Origin of the sequence: Parasphingorhabdus sp. (assembly GCF_039977335.1) — a bacterium.
Taxonomy (GTDB): domain Bacteria; phylum Pseudomonadota; class Alphaproteobacteria; order Sphingomonadales; family Sphingomonadaceae; genus Parasphingorhabdus.
Map to the genome: position 1 here is coordinate 1,481,125 of NZ_JBDWDI010000004.1, position 16,847 is coordinate 1,497,971.

Genomic DNA, 16,847 nt, shown 5'->3' on the forward strand with positions numbered 1-16,847 from the left:
GATGAAAGCAGTTTTTCGCGCCTCCGCGCCCGTTCTGGTAATCGCGCTTGGAGCATGCGGGTCCGATCCAGCGCCAGAGCCCACCGAACAGATTGTGGTTCGTGAACCGGGTCAAGATGGTTCTGATGCAGCTGCTGCTGCACCGGCCGAGGAAGCAACCGACAGCTTGGTTGCTGCCGGTAAGGCTGCCTTCAATACCTGTGTCGCTTGCCATGTCGTTGACGACAGTGGCATCAATCGTATCGGCCCCAATCTCTATGGTGTTATTGGGCGCGCCGCGGGTAGTGTGGATGGCTTCAAATATTCCGATGCAATGACATCCTCCGGAATCACTTGGACCAAAGAAGAATTGGACAATTACCTTGCCAATCCAGCTGCCAAAGTACCGGGCACTACGATGATGGCCGGCGCGATTAGCGACGCTGGACGGCGGGAAGCGATTATCGCTTATATTGAGGATGCATCCGCCAATTGAGTGAAACAGCCGGTAACGGGATCATGCTGGCTCTGCTCGCCGCAGGCCAGTCCCGGCGATTTGGCGATCAGGATAAGCTGGCCGCCCTGCTGCACGGTAAAATGCTGGGTTTGCATGCTGCGGAAACGCTGAGCAACCTGCCCGTTGATCACCGCATCATCATAGCATCCGATCCAGACCATCCTTGTGCCGCTGGCTGGGAGAAAATGGGCTATCATATCATCGTCAATGAACATGCTGCTGAGGGGCAATCCACGTCGGTCCGATGCGCGGCAAATAGCGCAGCAGCTTCAGGCGCCTCCGCCTTGCTCATCTGCCTAGCCGACATGCCCTATATTGCGCCCCAGCATCTCCAAAACTTGTGCCAGACTTTCAAGGATGGCGAACAAAGCAAGGTCGTAGCATCAAGCGACGGCGGTAAAGCCATGCCCCCAGCAATCTTCCCTGCGGGCCAAATTACTGCCCTAAAGGATCTGCGAGGTGATCAGGGCGCGAGGCAATTGCTGCAAACTGCGCATCTGGCAGCGGCTCCCGACGGCAGCTTGTTGGACATTGATACGCCAGAAATATTGGTAGCGGAAAACCGAAAAGGATGTAGCGCTTAATCTGCAAACAGGTCCGCTGCATCAATTAGCTGTATATCGCTCCGCGTCTCCAGTTGTTCCAGAAACCAATATTTGTGCCAAGCGCCATAGAGGACCAAAATACGCTTTTGCTGACCTTTTAAATCATCCAGTGCAGCGGCGACTTTCTGATAATGGGCGGCATTGATATTCTGCCAGCCGCCCGGCCCGAGATCATCACCGAACAGCTTTTCATAAACTTCCTGCCGCGCTTTTACCGCGCCATCATAGCTTCTGCTATGAATGAAGGAGGGATTATCAGAGCGGCCACTAACGGCTTTGTTATAAGTGATAATTGCAGCTTGATAGGCAGACCAGTCTTTGATTCGCTCTGGATCATTTTGAAGCTGCCTCAAAGCCATCCGCCGATCATCGGCAATTTTCTGTGTCCATGCCGCGACCGGGATCATCTCAAAACCGAGCTTTTGTCGCAGCGGGAAAACTACATCGATCAGTTCCGGAAAATCATCAGCACGGCTTTCCCGGACTTCGCCGAATTTTGTGTAATTTGCGGAGGCCTTGGTAAAACGTTCCGGCGGCAGTTCGACCATGACGATATCGGGATCAAATTTGATGATCGCCGCCCGCAAGACTGCTAGCGAATAAGCCTCGCTGCGACGGTGTTGTCCATGGATTGCTCCGACGATCGTGACAATATTAGCATCAAGCGACGGAACGGGTTTTTCTGCAGGTGCGGAGCAGGCCGCAGTGAAGGTCAAGCATCCGAACATTGCCCATTTGAATAGGGAGAGACCAAAAACTTTCACTCAGCGTCAAGGCGCTTGGCCATCCGCACAATGCCATAGATCAGCGGCGGTACCAGCACGGCCGACAATATGACCTTGGCTAACAATTGCCCGGGCATGATTTTCATCAGCGGAGCAACATCATAGAAGGCCACCGTGATGAAAATCACCGTATCGACAGCTTGGCTAACCACGCCTGCAACCATGCTTCGGAGCCACAGCATCTTGCCGCCCTCCCCTCTGAGCCGCGTGATAATGAAAACATTGAGCAATTGGGATGTTCCATAGGCGATGATCCCGGCAAACATCAGCCGGGTTGACTGATTCAATATGATGTCGAAAGCAACCCGCTTTTCTTCTTCCCAAAATGACGCGGGCGGTAAAGCCAGAACCAGTTGAATCAATATCATCGACACGATGATCGGAACGAAACCAAAAACGACTATCCGATTACCTACAGCCCGACCGTAAACCTCGGCCACCGCTCCAGCCAACACCACCAACAGGATGAAAGCGAATATGCCCGCTTCGACCGCCAATGGGCCGAGTGCCACCAGTTTATTACCCAAAATTCCCGCCAGACTGGCCATCCCGCCATAGAGAACGGAAATGACAAAGAGCCCGCGTGGGATGTGCTTTGTTTCTGATATCGCTGTCATCTTTATTGCTTAGCGCGGTCTGGATTGAAAAAAAAGCACCAAAAACAAACAGGAAAAAGGAATCGTGACTCTCCGCCATTTTCCTCTAGGGAGGAATCAATAATGTTCTGGCTTAGCTAGCCAGGAGCATCTGGGGGCAAAGGTCGGTCCAAAGGGGAATTTGTGCAGAGACTAGCGGTTTATTGCGGCGCAAGCGCTGGGGGGGACCCCGCTTTCGCCGAGACAGCAAAACAATTGGGCCAAGTAATGGCACAGCGTAACATTGATCTGGTCTTTGGCGGCGGTCGCCTGGGCCTGATGGGAATCATTGCTGATTCCGTACTTGCCGGCGGCGGTAAAGTTTACGGCGTCATTCCAGAAATGCTGAAAGATCACGAGGTCGCTCATACTGGATTGACCGAGCTGCATGTCGTAACTTCGATGCATGAACGCAAAGCAAAAATGACCGAACTAACCGACGGTTTTGTGGCCATACCCGGCGGCATTGGGACTTTAGACGAATTGTTCGAGGCTTGGACTTGGAAAGCGCTTGGCTATCATGGCAAGCCCATCGGTCTGCTCAACGTCAATGGCTATTGGGATTCCCTTACAGCCTTTCTGGACAATGTCGCGGGCCATGGGTTTATGTCCTCGGCGCGCCGTGAACAATTGATCTTGAGTGACAATATCGGTGACATCTTGGATCAACTGACATCTGCTTATACAGGATCAAATGGGGAAGTGACGTGGTAAATTCAACGGGGACGGGTTGCTCATGACTTCTATTCTGACAAGCATCGCAGGCATGGCAGTAATCCTTTTGCTCGCCTTCGCCCTTTCAACCGGGCGGCGCAAAATTCGGCTTCGTGTCGTTGCAGCGGCCTTTGCACTTCAAGCGAGTATCGCAGTTCTCGTGCTTTATGTTCCCGCTGGCAAAGACATTATCCAGGGCATGTCTACTGGAGTGTCCAACCTTCTCGGATATGCAGCCGATGGCACGAATTTCATATTTGGCCCGCTAGCAAGCCCAGAAATGGGCGGAAACAGCTTCGCCATCGCTGCGCTGCCCGTCATCATTTTCTTCTCCGCTTTGATATCGATTCTCTATTATCTCGGCGTGATGCAATTCATCATCAAATGGGTGGGTGGCGGAATCCAGAAAGTCACGGGGATATCCAAAGTTGAATCCCTTTGTGCCGCAGCCAATATCTTCGTTGGGCAATCGGAATCGCCGCTCGTTATTCGGCCGTATCTAGCAAAGTTGACGGAATCCCAGCTCTTCACAGTAATGAGCGTCGGCATGGCCGGTGTGGCCGGGACGATATTAGCCGCCTACGCCTCAATGGGCATAAGGATCGATTACTTGCTCGCCGCTGCGTTTATGTCGGCTCCCGGCGGTATCTTGATGGCAAAAATCATCATGCCCGACGATCCCGATGCCGAAGCGCCGGAAGAACTTGTAGTCGCTGTCGACTATGAAGAAGAGAAACCAGCCAACATCATTATGGCCGCTTCAATGGGTGCACAAACTGGCGTCAAAATTGCCGTCGCGGTAGGTGCGATGGTACTCGCCTTCGTCGCACTTGTGGCCCTAGCCAACGGCATATTGGGCGGGATTGGTGGCTGGTTTGGGCAACCAGATCTGAGCTTCCAGCAAATTATTGGTTATGTCTTTGCCCCCATTATGTTTCTGCTTGGCGTGCCTTGGGAAGAGGCTTTTGCAGCTGGGGGCCTGTTCGGAACCAAAGTGGTCTTGAACGAATTTGTGGCCTTTAGTGATTTGGGTAATATGGGTGATACATTGTCGCCCACTACCGTTGCCATCGTGACTTTTGCTTTGTGCGGGTTTGCCAACTTTCTGTCGATTGCCATTCAACTGGCCGTTACCGGTGGCCTCGCGCCCAACCAGCGCCCCGTAATTGCGCGGCTTGGTCTCAGAGCGTTGGCCGCTGGCTCGCTCGCCAACTTGATGAGCGCTGCCTTGGCTGGTCTATTATTATCTCTCGGTTAAGCCCGATAGATTGACAAACTGATTTAGCAGAGCATCATAGAGCCATGTCACAACCCCATGATACGCTATCTTCGATTTCTCTCGCCTTGGCCGATCAGGACAAGGACGCTTTTGCAGCACGCATCGGCCAGTCCTTCTCCGATTGGGGTTTTGCCGTCATCGGCGATCATGGCATCTCAGATGCCTTGATCGAAAAGGCAGAACACATGTCCCGCGCCTTTTTCGCATTGCCTGACGATGTGAAGCGGAAATATCATATTCCCGGCGGCGGTGGTGCCCGAGGATATACGCCTTTTGGGACGGAGGCGGCCAAAGATTCCGACATTCACGACCTGAAAGAATTTTGGCATATCGGTCGTCAGCTCCCAGGTGGTCATCCCTTTGAATCCTTTATGAGCGCAAATATTTGGCCAGAAGAACTGGATGGTTTTCGCGAGTGTTATCTCGAATTGTTCGCCGCCTTTGATAAAGCAGGCCAACGGATCCTAGAGGGGATAGCCCGTTTCCTGAAACTGGACCCAAATTTTTTTGATGACACAGTGCGAGACGGTAATTCCATTCTACGCCTGATCCACTACCCACCAGTACCAGCCGACTCGCCCGCTGTACGTGCCGCTGCGCATGAAGACATCAATACGATCACTCTGCTCATCGGCGCAGAAGAGGCAGGACTAGAACTTTTGGACAAGCGAGGCAATTGGCGCCCGGTGACACCGAAACCGGGTGAACTGGCCGTCAATATCGGCGATATGTTGCAACGATTGACCAACAACAGGCTGCCATCTACTACCCACCGGGTGGTCAACCCAGCACCGGAACGGCGTGGGCATTCGCGATATTCCATGCCATTTTTCCTGCATTTTCGTCCGGACTATCTTATCAAGACATTGCCTGAGGCAATAACTGAAGATCATCCCAATCTTTATCCCGAACCAATCACTGCGCATGACTATTTGATGGAACGTCTGCGCGAAATTGGATTGGCATGACTCCAAAAGTTGTGGGGATTAGCGGGGGCAGCTGTTCGGGCAAATCAACGCTGGCTGCCCATATCCATGAGTCACTGGGCCCTGACCAATGCGTCATCCTACCTCAGGACGATTATTTTTTTGGTTATGGCGATGCGCCAGAGGGCAAGGGAGGCCCCAATTTTGACCATCCCGACGCGGTCGATTTTGATAAGATGTGCACACAACTATCCTTGCTAAAATTGGGCCACGCAATTGATCGGCCACTTTATGACTTTCCGACACATCTGCCGAAAAGCGAAACGGCGCTTACCGAACCGCGTCCGATCATTTTGGTCGACGGCATATTGATCCTGCACCACGCGCCATTGCGGCAACTTTTTGATCTGTCTGTTTTCGTGCGATGCGATAGTGCCCTCCGATTTGAACGGCGCCTGGAACGCGATGTCAGAGAGCGCGGCCGCACGGCCGACTCGGTGCGGGAAGTTTTCGCCAGTCAGGTTGATCCGATGCATGAAAAATATGTAGAACCTTCACAGGTGTATGCAGACGTAGTGATAAATTCGCAACAGTCAAAAACAGTCGTTACGAGCAAATTTTCCGCTGTTTTGGAATCAATAAATACTTTAATTCAATAGGATAGCTTCACTCCTCTGTGAAGCTTGGCTGTTTATCGACTGATTTTCCAAGCCCTTGATAAACTGTGGATAAAAATTAATTGCTGCAGCGCAAAACAAAGTCGTTGCGATTGAGACAAAACTGTCATTTTACCCCCCTAGGGAGCATTTCGATTACACAAATGTGTGCCGACCGCCGCACACTCAGATTGTGTCCATCGATTGTACAAGACCGCAAATGGGGAACCTTAACATGAAAATGAAATATCTATTGGCAGCCAGCGTTGTCAGCCTTTCCACAGCCGGCCTGATGGCAACACCAGCCGCAGCACAGCAGATTACATCTGGCGTTGAAGGCCAAGTAAGAGATGAGCAAGGCAACTCTATTGGCGGGGCGTCTGTTGTCGTCACAGACACACGGACCGGCCAAGCTCGTACGGTTATAACATCAGCCAACGGACAGTTCCGTTCTACATCGCTGGTTCCGGGCGGCCCTTACACGATCACTGCGACCGCTCCGAATTTCGAAGGCCAAACCGTTGAGGATGTTTTCATTAACCTCCAAGGCAATACGAATTTTACGTTTGAACTGGCCTCAGGCTCTGACGGTGATGTTATTGTCGTAACCGGCACACGTGCCAATGTCACACAACTGGCGGTTGGCCCCGGTCAATCTTTTGGTGTCGATACACTGGAAGGTTTCCCGAGCCTTTCCCGCGACGTTCGTGATATTATTCGACTCGATCCGCGCGTCAGCCTTGACCGCGCCAATGAAGTCGACCGGATCAGTTGCTTGGGCGGTAATGACCGGTCCAATACATTCACCGTCGATGGTATCGTACAAGCTGATACATTTGGACTGAACGGAACGCCATTTGCCTCTCGGAATTCGCTCCCATTACCATTTGATGCCATCCGCGAAACGTCCGTTGAATTCGCGCCATTTGACGTCGAATATTCTGACTTTACCGGTTGTGCCGTTAACGTGGTCACCAAATCTGGTGAAAACCAATTCCATGGCACTGCGTTCTTCACTTATCGCGACTCCGGCCTTCGCGGTGATACTGTTGATGGTCGTACGTCAAATGTTGATCCGTTTAATGAAAAGCGCTGGGGTGCGACCCTATCTGGCCCGATCATTCCTGATCGCCTCTTCTTCTTCGCGGGTTATGAAGAAACAGATCTGGGTGATGCCAATGAATTTGGCCCCAATGGCGGCGGCTTCCCCAATGAAGCCACGTTCGTTACGCAGGCTCAGTTTGACCAGTTCGCAAACATCGCGAATACGGTATATGGCCAAGATGTTGGTGGCTATCCAAGAACGTTGCAGGAATCCAGCGTTCGCTATTTCGGACGCCTCGATGCCTACATCACCGAAGATCATCGATTGGAGGCCACCTATCAGCGTCTTGAAGAAACCAATGTCGAAGCAGACAGTGGCAACCAGGAACTGACTGGTCTAAACAGCTTTGAGGATGAAGGTACTGTTTCTGATTACTATTCAGTGCGTCTTTATTCCGATTGGTCGGACAGCGTTTCAACCGAGTTACGTCTGTCTCGTGCAGATGTGACGGACGTACAAGGTCCTGTTGGCGGCGGCGAAGCGCAAGACGCCAATCCTATAGTTCGCTTGTCGGTGGGTCTCGACAACGAAACCAATGGCTTGATCCCGAACGGCCAAAATGGCCGCCTTTCAACTGGCCCGGGTATTTTCCGTTCCGCTAATGCGCTCGAACAAACTGTTGATCAGGCCAAGTTCCAGATGAACATCAATTCCGGCGACCACAGCATCAAGCTCGGTGCCGAATTAAACGATCTGGAAGTCTTCAACCTCTTCGCAATCAACGCGACTGGGACAATTTTCTTCCGCAACCTGACTGACTTCCAAAACGGCGTCGTGGCAAATGGCGGATTTTCAAGCGTTTTCGGAAGCTCCGATGACCTTGTCGGCGGCGGCCTAGGGGGTGCCACTATTGCAGTAACGCCATCCGGAGATATCAACGAAGCGGCGGCAACATTTGGTCGTCAAATTTATTCCTTTTACGCTCAGGATGAATGGCAGGCGACCGATCAGTTGAACCTTACCGCTGGTCTTCGGGTACAGATCTATGCAGGCGATGCACCACGGGCCAACCCATCCTTCCTTAATCGGACTGGCTTCACAAATGCTAATTCCTTTGGTCGGCTTGACCCGGTAATTTTACCGCGTTTGGCTGCTACTTATAATCTTGATAATGACGGTTTTTTCCATAGCACTTCGGTTACCGGTGGTGTTGGTATGTTCTCCGGCGGTGATCCCGTTGTGTTCTTCTCAAACGCGTTTTCAAACAACGGATTTTCTTCGGCAAATGGTGATACTTTCAATAGTGCATGCGACTCCATAAAGGACGCCAATGGCAACTTTAATGTTCTGAACAATGGTCAGTTTACAGGAATCCCGGCCTGCGCGATCCAGGCAGGTTCTGACCGTGCAGCAGGCGGTGGGGCAGATGTTCAATCAACCGATCCTGACTTTGATGTGCCGACCGTTTTCCGTCTTAACCTCGGCGTCGATACCATGTTCGGTACCGACAACGGTTTCTTCTCCGACTGGAACTTGAAACTCGACTACATTTATTCCAAATTCATTGATCCACTCAACTTTGTTGATCTTGTTCAGGCTCCTGATGTCACTCGCGGCCTAAACGGCTTCACGGTAGATGGTCGTCCAATCTATCAAGCACTTGATGTCAATTTTCCTGGTTGCAATGCGACATTGCAGGGGACCGGCGGAACACCGCCAACCTATGAAAACTTGACGGCGGATTGTTTTGTGAACAGCACCAACGGACGTCGGCCTCGTGTGGATGATTTCATCCAGCTAACCAATGGCCGTTCCTATGACACTCATGTCGCCTCTTTCTCTCTGTCGAAATATTTCAATCAGGGAATTATTACTGACGGTGGTAGTGTGAATGTAACCATGGGCTATGCGTTCACGGATTCAAATAACTACCGTAACGTCGGTAGCTCAACGGCTACTTCGAACTTTGACGTAACAGCGGCGTTCGACCGGCAGAACCCGGCCACCTCGACATCAAATTTTGAAACACGACATAACCTTACTTTTGCTGTGAACTGGAAAGAACAGTTTTTCGATGAATTTGATACCTCGCTTGGTGTCTTTTTCACGGCTCGCTCAGGACGCCCGTTCAGTTTGACCTTTGATGGCGGCGGCGTATTTGCTGACGGTTCATCCGGTAATGACAATGCGTTGCTCTACATCCCAACCGGTGTGGACGATCCAAACTTGTCAGTGCGTCCTACCGCTGCTCTTCAGGCGACCCAGGATGCCGCCGTCCAAAGTCTACTTGGCTATCTCAACAATGGCGAATTGGCGAACGATGGCGAAAATAATGTCTTCGGCAAATGTAATTTCTCAGCCGGTCAATCGATCAGCCGTAACAGCTGCCGCAACGACTGGATATTTGATCTCGATATGCGGTTCAGTCAGGAAATTCCAGGGCCTGGACGTTTGTTTGGCGTCGAAGATAAGATTGAGCTGTTCGCTGATTTCGACAACGTTTTGAACATGTTGGATAGCGGCTGGAACACATTCAATCCTGTCGGTGAGTTTGTTGATCTTGTCGATGGCGGTGTGGATGCACAAGGTCGCTACATTATCGAGGGTTTCAACCCAGATGATAATAACAATGTTGGCTTCTCATCTTCCATCTGGCGTATCCAGCTGGGCGTGCGTTACGAATTCTAACGCCCCAAACATTACTCGGACCTATCAGTCCAAACAACGGCGGCGCTGGAAAGCGTCGCCGTTTGTGTTTGTTGCTGCCTCTCGATAAAACTCCCAATCACTGAACGAAGCGCCATACCAGCCAAAAAAAGGGCCGCCCCATTTCTAGGACGGCCCTTTGCAATTTCTCTCGATAGTCAGATCGTTGTAATCAGTCTTCCTTCACCTCATAATATTGCGGCGCCGCAATATTTAGGATTTCCAGAATTTTCGTCAGAGCGGTTGGCTCGTCAGTCTCTTCCATTGCAGCTAATTCGCGAGCCAGACGGCTAGAGGCCGCTTCGAAAATCTGACGCTCGGAATAGCTTTGCTCTGGCTGGTCATCAGCGCGGAACAGATCGCGAGTCACTTCGGCAATTGAGACAAGGTCACCCGAGTTGATTTTCGCTTCATATTCCTGGGCGCGGCGCGACCACATGGAGCGTTTCACTTTCGGTTTGTCTTTTAGTGTTTCAAGAGCCTCTTTCAGCGTCTTGTCAGAAGACAGCTTGCGCATGCCGACGCCTTCTGCCTTGTTCATTGGTACACGCAACGTCATGCGTTCTTTTTCGAAGCGCAGAACGTAAAGTTCCAGTTGCATACCTGCAATTTCTTCATTTTGTAGTTCGATTACACGACCCACACCGTGTTTTGGGTAAACAACATAATCGCCCACATCAAAGGACAGCGTATTCGCAGCCATAAAAAGCCTTTCTTTCTCGATGGAAAAGAAGGTTTATTTCGGTCAAATTTTTCAAAACCCCGACGAAAAAACCCTTTTGTTCATATACATAACGACCGAACACCCCCCGTGCCCAGTCGCTAACCAACATCAGTGTTAGCAGATTCGTCACAAAAAAGCAATTTATCGTTGCAACGCACAACTTTTGTTGGCCCTCAAGCGCCGGGCGGGGGAGGGTTTTTTAAACCTCAGGCGGCGGGCGGGCACATCCGTGCCGTTGGCTACGCGCCATAAGGCGCGGCGGCCGGTCGGCCTTGCCTCGCTGCGCTCGGTTATATGGTTTCAAGCGAAGCGTTTAGTGTCGCGCCGAACCGACGCATCGCGTCGGCAAGCGTGACCGCGCGCCCGAGCTTATGCGAGGAAAGCCAAGCGGGCGGATGCCCGCGCCCGGCGCTTGAGGTTCTAAAAAGAACCCTCCAAATAAACCTAATCGCCTTCGCCGGGTTTCTCAGAGAAATGGGCTTCAAACTTACCTTCGACGCCTTTGAATTCATCAGCATCAGCAGGTGGTTCGCGGCTAACCGTGATATTGGGCCAGCTTTCGGAATATTTCGTATTCACTTCCAGCCATTTTTCCAGACCGTCTTCTGTATCTGGCAAAATAGCTTCGGCAGGACATTCCGGCTCGCACACACCGCAATCGATGCATTCGCTGGGATTGATGACGAGCATATTGTCGCCTTCATAGAAACAATCGACGGGGCAGACTTCAACGCAGTCCATATATTTGCATTTGATACATGCGTCGGTAACAACATAAGTCATCGGGTCGTCTACTCCATCCATACAGACCGGTATTTTTGCGGTCGTTAAATCACTGCTATTGCGCAAAATTGGGATCGTCAACAGTTGGTTTTCGGTCCTAATTCATTCGCCAGTACGCAGTCTCTCAAAACAGCTTTGCGCATCGGGGGCACTACCACGCCTGAGTGGTAGCTCTTCTATTCGGATGACATGCACCTCACGTCCTTGCGGAATCGTTAAGATATCCCCCTGTCGAACCATCATATGCGCACGATCCACCCGGCGACCATTCAAACGAACATGACCTTTAGCAGCAAGCTTTTTTGCGATCGCTCGGTTGCGGGCAAAACGTAGATACCAAAGCAACTTGTCGATCCTGATTGCCATTGGATCAGGTTCGGGTTTAGCAGCTTTTTTGCCTCTCAAAGCTGCATCCTATTTTTTCATCGCCTCTTTCAGGGCCGCCAGTTCAGCAAAGGCGCCACCAGCAGTGGCCAGGACTGGCTCTGCCTTACGCGGCGCGGAACCAGATTTTTTGGGCCGCTTACCTTGGGGTTTTTTGTCATGGTTTTTGTGCGGTTTTCCTGAACGCGGCTTACCCATCCCTTTCCAACGCCAATATGTCGACGGTGTTTCGGGTAGAGCGGTATCATCCGAGCGAGCCGGCTCGGTTGTTTCAACGGCTACAGCTTCGGTTGAGCCGTCAACTGCCGGCACCTCTGTTTCAGCGGCCTCAGCCACTTCTGTTTTTTCCGGCTCGACAGCCTGAGGCCTGTCATCTGTTTTCACAAACCCGGCCATGTCGAGCAGCGCCTCATGCACTTCCGTTGACAATCCCAGAGAGGTCGCCAGCGCAGGATCCACGGCAAAAACCGCTCCAGAATGCCTTGCCTCATGCGCCTGCTTTACCAGACGCTCTGCCATATCGACGCGGACATATTCACCGCCAATCTTGCGAAACCCTAGTCTGCTGGCATGATCGGGAGCAGCAAATTTCCAATCCTTCAGATGCACTGCATTGTCACCGGGAAGCGCAATCATGGGCTGCTCGTCCAGTGCAGCGAACAGAGCATTTCGCCAGAGTACGGCTCCTGGCTTCATCAACGCATGGTGGAAAATATCAAGCGCGCCAAAAACCAGTCCGCCCCGCCTTGCGACGCCGCGCATATCATTGTCGAGGGCCCGAACCGCCTGATCAATCTGGCGGCGCATAATGATCCCGCCCGCTTCGACAATCTGCGCGAACAGCGCACGAACCGAAGCTGGTGTGTTCTCATCATTGGCCAGCGCATCAATTTTGACGAGCCCTTCCAGATGCTTCGCCTTCATCGCTTCTACCCATTGCTTGACACGCTCTTCAGCCTTTTTGCTGTTTTCAGGCGAAATATCTTTAAGCGCACGATCAAATTTGATTTCAGGATGGAGGAGGTTTTTCCCCTTTGTTAGCATGGCAAGCTTTGCCTCTTGCCAATAGATGACCGGCTGACCGGCTTCATCGGCAGCCAGCGCCAGTTCGCTATCGGGGGCTTTTGCCAAAGCGTCAGCTTTATCAGTCATAATCGGTCCTAAATATCTTTCCGCTGCGGCAAGCAGCATCTTGCGGTCTTCCCTCCGGCTATCCGAAGGCACGATAAATTGAAAGCCCTTCAGCGTTCCAATTTCAAGCCCGTCGACCAATACAGCACCGTCCGTTTCCAATGCAACATCTTGCGGTAGGGCTCCTTTCAGCAGACCGCGCATCAACACGCGGGTACGTTTGTCGACAAATCTCTGGGTGAGCTGACTGTGCATGGCATCGCTAAGCCGCCGTTCCAGCACACGTGTACGCTCTACCATCACCTCTGCCTGCTCCACCCAACGCGACTTTTGCGCAATATAGCTCCAGCTGCGGGCTGCAGATATGCGGGCCGCGAGGGTCGAAATATCGCCCTGAACATTTTCCAGCCGAGCAATTTCCTGCGCCATCCGCGCATGGGGAATACGGCCATTGCCCTGGGCAAGATAAGGCCAGAGCGAAGCAACAAAACGCGCCTGATGATCTGCACCCACTTTACGAAAGTCTGGAATACAGGCGGCTTCCCAAAGCAGGCGCACCTTATCGCGTCCAGTCGCCAGCCGACTGACACCCGGATCTTGTGCCAGCCGTTTTAGTACCGCCAAATCTATTGCTTCCGGTGCAGCCTGAAGTAGCCGATCCTTTGGCTTGTCTTCCAGCGATTGGATAAGACTGGTGACGCTCGCCAAATCCGGTTCGGCATTCCGCCAATAGAGCCATTCCAAACGAGGAAATTCATGATCCTCCAGCCGTTCAATTTCTTCAGGCTCCAATTCATCGGAAGAAGCAAGGCCAGACAATACACCGAAACTGCCGTCTTTTTGATGACGCCCGGCTCGGCCTGCAATTTGGCCGATTTCCGCGAGTGTCAGGCGACGGCGGCGGCGACCGTCAAATTTCTTCAAGGCCGCAAAGGCTACGTGGGAAACGTCGAGGTTCAACCCCATCCCGATTGCATCGGTGGCGACGAGATAGTCAACCTCGCCATCCTGATACATTTTGACCTGCGCGTTTCGGGTCTGCGGCGACAGTGACCCCATTACTATCGCCGCACCACCATGTTGTCGGCGCAGCATTTCGGCAATCGCATAAACATCTTCGACGGAAAATGCGACAATCGCTGATCGCCGCGGTAGCCGGGACAATTTACGCGGACCTGCATAGCTGAGCGTCGAAAAGCGCGGGCGAGAGATAATTTCGGCATCGGGTATCAACTGTTCCACCAAGGGCCGCAGACTATCGGATCCGAGAATCATCGTTTCATCCCGGCCGCGTATATTCAGCATCCTATCGGTAAAAATATGACCCCGCTCAGGGTTTATGCCAAGCTGTGCCTCGTCAATCGCGACAAAGCTGAAATCCCGGTCAATCGGCATCGCTTCAGCCGTGCACAGGAACCAGCGCGCATCGGGCGGAATGATCTTTTCTTCACCGGTCACCAAAGCAACCCTATTGGCACCTTTTAAAGCAACCACGCGATCATATACTTCTCGCGCCAATAGTCGCAGCGGAAAGCCAATCATCCCGCTGGAATGGGCACACATCCGCTCGACCGCCAAATGGGTTTTACCGGTATTGGTCGGACCGAGAACCGCGATAATAGGAGACTGGGAGAAGTCGGACATTTGCGCTACCTCACCGCATCTACATCAAGCTGGCAAGCAGAAACCTTGTAAAATCGGTCAGATTTTTGGCCGAAGCGCTGGATATCCGCGATTTTACACGTTTTACCGCATAGCGTGCAATCCAACCCCCATCTTAATTTGACATTAACCCTATTCCTTCACAGAGAAAGAAATAATATTGCGATGGAGTTCTATCTTTTGAGTATCTGAAGATAGCGTCGCCAAGGGGTGCATTTGTACAAGAGTATCGACATGCTTGCCGATCAAGGAAATGGGGCTGCAGCTATCGCAGCAGGCCCTCCTGCGTCGACTTTTGCCATGCCGGAAATCTTCACCAGCATATCGGATGAATGGCAGGAAAAATTTGCACAGACCGATTGGGTACCGGACCTAGGCCGGGATATCGGCAGTTTCACTTGGTTTCGCGGTCTCATTACGTTGGTACTACTCTGCGGGATTGCCATATCCTGTTTACCTGATTTTGGTCCGATTAACGGTCACCAAAATGCAGCGCTGACCGGTTTCCGCGCGGATCAAGCCCGCTCACAAACCATCGCACCATTGGCCTATGGATCGGATACCGGCATCCGCATGGCCGCTACTGACGCGGTACGCCCGCTGGCCCAAAGCCCTGAGCGGCCCTCGATTGAATTGGTTGCCACCTTGGGCCGAGGCGACAGTCTCCGCCGAGTTTTGCAACGCGCTGGGGTTGCTAGTGCGGAAGCGCGCGAAGTAACCGATCTGGTCTCCGGCGCCGTTACATTGGGTGAGATCGAGCCAGGCACAAAAATTGATGTGACCTTGGGTCGTCGCCCCGCCAAAAATCAACCGCGCCCACTTGACCAACTGGCTTTTCGGGCACGCTTTGATTTGAATTTGGAAATTTTGCGGAATAGTGGTCAGCTAGAACTAAACCGCAAACCGATCTTGGTCGACGACACGCCGCTCAGGATCAAAGGTGTTGTTGGTTCCAGCCTATATCGCTCAGCCCGTGCCGGTGGTGCACCAACCGAAGCCGTCCAAAAATATCTCCAGGTCATTGGCAAAAAAATGTCCGTATCACGCGATATCCGTTCGACCGATGAATTTGACATCATCCTTGGCTATCGCCGCGCTGAAACAGGCGAAGTGGAAGTCGGTGATTTGCTGTACGCGGGCATAGAGCGGGATGGCAAAGCCAAGGCTCAGATGGTGAAGTGGACCAGCAACGGACGTGCAAACTGGTTTGAAGCATCTGGTGTGGGTCAATCTCGCGGCGAATTGGTCCGCCCGACACGCGGGAGAAAAACGTCCAGCTATGGCATGCGCCGTCATCCGATTTTGCGTTATAAACGCATGCATAGCGGTATCGACTTTGGTGGCGGCTATGGTGCTCCAATTTACGCCGTAACTGATGGTAAGGTCACCTATGCCGGTCGCAAAGGCGGCTATGGCAAGTTTGTAAAAATCAAACATAGCGGCGGACTGGCATCAGGCTATGCACATATGAGCCGGATCGCGGTCAGCAATGGCAAGCGCGTTCGCAAAGGACAGATTATCGGTTATATTGGCTCTACCGGCCTGTCGACCGGCCCGCATCTACATTATGAGCTGTACCGCAATGGCCGGACTATCAACCCGAACTCCGTAAAATTTATTCAACGCGCAGAACTAAGTGGGAAAGAGTTGAGACGGTTCAAAGGTGAATTGCAACGCCTGCAACAAGTGACACCTGGCGCGGCTCTTGGTGCTTTGAAAAGCGCATCAACCGGCCCCAAAAAACAGCGTGAAATTAGCAGGCTGAGCAAAGAGTCGATCAGCTAAGACCAGTTATCTCTAGATATCACCCAGGCAGATTTCGGTGGCCGCCTCCAATTTCGCTTCAGGCGGATTCATCTTCTCGCTAATGCCATCCAGACTTTTGCCTAATTCTTCGGCTAAGCAATTACATATCGGAGTAGCGTCGGCTTCGGTCGCCCCCGCCTTTTTGGACTCGGTGACGCATCCAGCCACAAATTCGGTGCCCCAACTCTCATCGAAACCTTTGCTAAAAGCACCGGTCAAACTGTTCTCATCATCCGCGCTGCCGCAAGCCGACAGCACCAAGGGCAAAACCAAAATGGTGGGTAAAAGGGTCCGGGATTTCAGTGTCATAGAGGTTTCCTTGCTGGAGGGATTGGAGACGGTTGCAGGCTATATCAACTTCATCGTCAAGAAACTCATAGGCCAGGCTTTCTTCGCCTGCATTTCATTAAACTTTACAGATGTGTGAAAACAGACGTCTAAAATATGTAGCCGATCGCTGCAAGCTGTTCGAAATGCTATTTCAATTGCCCTACGGTGCTGCCGCTCTAT

Annotated in this window: 15 protein-coding genes; 8 read left to right on the plus strand and 7 right to left on the minus strand. The window is 52.1% G+C overall.

All coding sequences use genetic code 11. From position 1 onward, the window contains the following. The first annotated feature begins 1 nt into the window (after position 1). Together ABJM21_RS14460 and ABJM21_RS14465 are read left to right on the plus strand one after the other, a co-directional pair. Positions 2-475, plus strand: coding sequence for a c-type cytochrome (locus ABJM21_RS14460; RefSeq protein ID WP_348300706.1), 474 nt, complete (start codon positions 2-4; stop codon positions 473-475). Then, positions 472-1,080: a nucleotidyltransferase family protein gene (locus ABJM21_RS14465; protein WP_348300707.1), complete on the plus strand. Its 609-nt coding sequence runs from the start codon at positions 472-474 to the stop codon at positions 1,078-1,080. The genes ABJM21_RS14460 and ABJM21_RS14465 overlap by 4 nt, the downstream gene beginning before the upstream one ends. Here the strand turns inward: ABJM21_RS14465 and ABJM21_RS14470 are convergent. Both ABJM21_RS14470 and ABJM21_RS14475 read right to left on the minus strand, forming a co-directional pair. Then, a complete protein-coding gene (locus ABJM21_RS14470) occupies positions 1,077-1,817 on the minus strand; it encodes a hypothetical protein (RefSeq protein WP_348300708.1) in 741 nt (246 codons plus the stop codon). The genes ABJM21_RS14465 and ABJM21_RS14470 overlap by 4 nt on opposite strands. A 44-nt stretch (positions 1,818-1,861) precedes the next feature. Continuing rightward, positions 1,862-2,503: a queuosine precursor transporter gene (locus ABJM21_RS14475; RefSeq protein WP_348300709.1), complete on the minus strand. Its 642-nt coding sequence runs from the start codon at positions 2,501-2,503 to the stop codon at positions 1,862-1,864. Positions 2,504-2,665: 162 nt separating this feature from the next. Here ABJM21_RS14475 and ABJM21_RS14480 point away from each other — a divergent pair, with 162 nt between their 5' ends. The 5 genes from ABJM21_RS14480 (at position 2,666) to ABJM21_RS14500 (ending at position 9,829) form a co-directional block, all read left to right on the plus strand. Further along, positions 2,666-3,235: a TIGR00730 family Rossman fold protein gene (locus ABJM21_RS14480; RefSeq protein WP_348300710.1), complete on the plus strand. Its 570-nt coding sequence runs from the start codon at positions 2,666-2,668 to the stop codon at positions 3,233-3,235. A 22-nt stretch (positions 3,236-3,257) separates the two neighbouring features. Continuing rightward, positions 3,258-4,493 carry a NupC/NupG family nucleoside CNT transporter gene (locus tag ABJM21_RS14485; RefSeq protein WP_348300711.1) on the plus strand — a complete coding sequence of 412 codons (1,236 nt, stop codon included), beginning with the start codon at positions 3,258-3,260 and terminating at the stop codon, positions 4,491-4,493. Positions 4,494-4,537: 44 nt separating this feature from the next. Beyond that, a complete protein-coding gene (locus ABJM21_RS14490; protein WP_348300712.1) occupies positions 4,538-5,482 on the plus strand; it encodes a 2-oxoglutarate and iron-dependent oxygenase domain-containing protein in 945 nt (314 codons plus the stop codon). Continuing rightward, positions 5,479-6,099 (plus strand): uridine kinase, encoded by a 621-nt coding sequence (udk, locus tag ABJM21_RS14495; protein WP_348300713.1) that lies wholly within the window; start codon positions 5,479-5,481, stop codon positions 6,097-6,099. The genes ABJM21_RS14490 and udk overlap by 4 nt, the downstream gene beginning before the upstream one ends. A gap of 232 nt (positions 6,100-6,331) precedes the next feature. After that, positions 6,332-9,829: a carboxypeptidase regulatory-like domain-containing protein gene (locus ABJM21_RS14500; RefSeq protein ID WP_348300714.1), complete on the plus strand. Its 3,498-nt coding sequence runs from the start codon at positions 6,332-6,334 to the stop codon at positions 9,827-9,829. Positions 9,830-10,019: 190 nt separating this feature from the next. Here ABJM21_RS14500 and ABJM21_RS14505 read toward each other — a convergent pair whose 3' ends face one another. The 4 genes from ABJM21_RS14505 to ABJM21_RS14520 all read right to left on the minus strand — a co-directional run bounded on the left by ABJM21_RS14505 (position 10,020) and on the right by ABJM21_RS14520 (position 14,513). Continuing rightward, entirely contained in the window at positions 10,020-10,550 is a 531-nt protein-coding gene (locus ABJM21_RS14505) for a CarD family transcriptional regulator (RefSeq protein WP_109355750.1), read from the minus strand. A 465-nt stretch (positions 10,551-11,015) separates the two neighbouring features. Beyond that, entirely contained in the window at positions 11,016-11,354 is a 339-nt protein-coding gene (gene fdxA / locus ABJM21_RS14510; protein WP_348300907.1) for a ferredoxin FdxA, read from the minus strand. Between the two features lie 102 nt (positions 11,355-11,456). Next, entirely contained in the window at positions 11,457-11,720 is a 264-nt protein-coding gene (locus ABJM21_RS14515; protein ID WP_348300908.1) for a S4 domain-containing protein, read from the minus strand. Positions 11,721-11,768: 48 nt separating this feature from the next. Then, complete coding sequence (locus tag ABJM21_RS14520) at positions 11,769-14,513, minus strand: helicase-related protein (protein ID WP_348300715.1); 2,745 nt, start codon at positions 14,511-14,513, stop codon at positions 11,769-11,771. A 234-nt stretch (positions 14,514-14,747) separates the two neighbouring features. Here ABJM21_RS14520 and ABJM21_RS14525 point away from each other — a divergent pair, with 234 nt between their 5' ends. Beyond that, a complete protein-coding gene (locus ABJM21_RS14525) occupies positions 14,748-16,316 on the plus strand; it encodes a M23 family metallopeptidase (protein WP_348382168.1) in 1,569 nt (522 codons plus the stop codon). A 12-nt stretch (positions 16,317-16,328) separates the two neighbouring features. On the opposite strand, the gene ABJM21_RS14530 is transcribed toward ABJM21_RS14525, so the two are convergent. After that, entirely contained in the window at positions 16,329-16,646 is a 318-nt protein-coding gene (locus ABJM21_RS14530; protein ID WP_348300717.1) for a hypothetical protein, read from the minus strand. Positions 16,647-16,847: the final 201 nt, after the last annotated feature.

What these genes read in the sequence shown, in the direction of transcription:
- ABJM21_RS14475 (WP_348300709.1), bottom strand. Translation starts at nt 2,503, where the DNA reads ATGACAGCGATATCAGAAACAAAGCACATCCCACGCGGGCTCTTTGTC.
- ABJM21_RS14485 (WP_348300711.1), top strand. Translation starts at nt 3,258, where the DNA reads ATGACTTCTATTCTGACAAGCATCGCAGGCATGGCAGTAATCCTTTTG.
- ABJM21_RS14530 (WP_348300717.1), bottom strand. Translation starts at nt 16,646, where the DNA reads ATGACACTGAAATCCCGGACCCTTTTACCCACCATTTTGGTTTTGCCC.
- udk (WP_348300713.1), top strand. Translation starts at nt 5,479, where the DNA reads ATGACTCCAAAAGTTGTGGGGATTAGCGGGGGCAGCTGTTCGGGCAAA.
- fdxA (WP_348300907.1), bottom strand. Translation starts at nt 11,354, where the DNA reads ATGACTTATGTTGTTACCGACGCATGTATCAAATGCAAATATATGGAC.
- ABJM21_RS14520 (WP_348300715.1), bottom strand. Translation starts at nt 14,513, where the DNA reads ATGTCCGACTTCTCCCAGTCTCCTATTATCGCGGTTCTCGGTCCGACC.
- ABJM21_RS14500 (WP_348300714.1), top strand. Translation starts at nt 6,332, where the DNA reads ATGAAAATGAAATATCTATTGGCAGCCAGCGTTGTCAGCCTTTCCACA.
- ABJM21_RS14515 (WP_348300908.1), bottom strand. Translation starts at nt 11,720, where the DNA reads ATGGCAATCAGGATCGACAAGTTGCTTTGGTATCTACGTTTTGCCCGC.
- ABJM21_RS14490 (WP_348300712.1), top strand. Translation starts at nt 4,538, where the DNA reads ATGTCACAACCCCATGATACGCTATCTTCGATTTCTCTCGCCTTGGCC.
- ABJM21_RS14505 (WP_109355750.1), bottom strand. Translation starts at nt 10,550, where the DNA reads ATGGCTGCGAATACGCTGTCCTTTGATGTGGGCGATTATGTTGTTTAC.
- ABJM21_RS14460 (WP_348300706.1), top strand. Translation starts at nt 2, where the DNA reads ATGAAAGCAGTTTTTCGCGCCTCCGCGCCCGTTCTGGTAATCGCGCTT.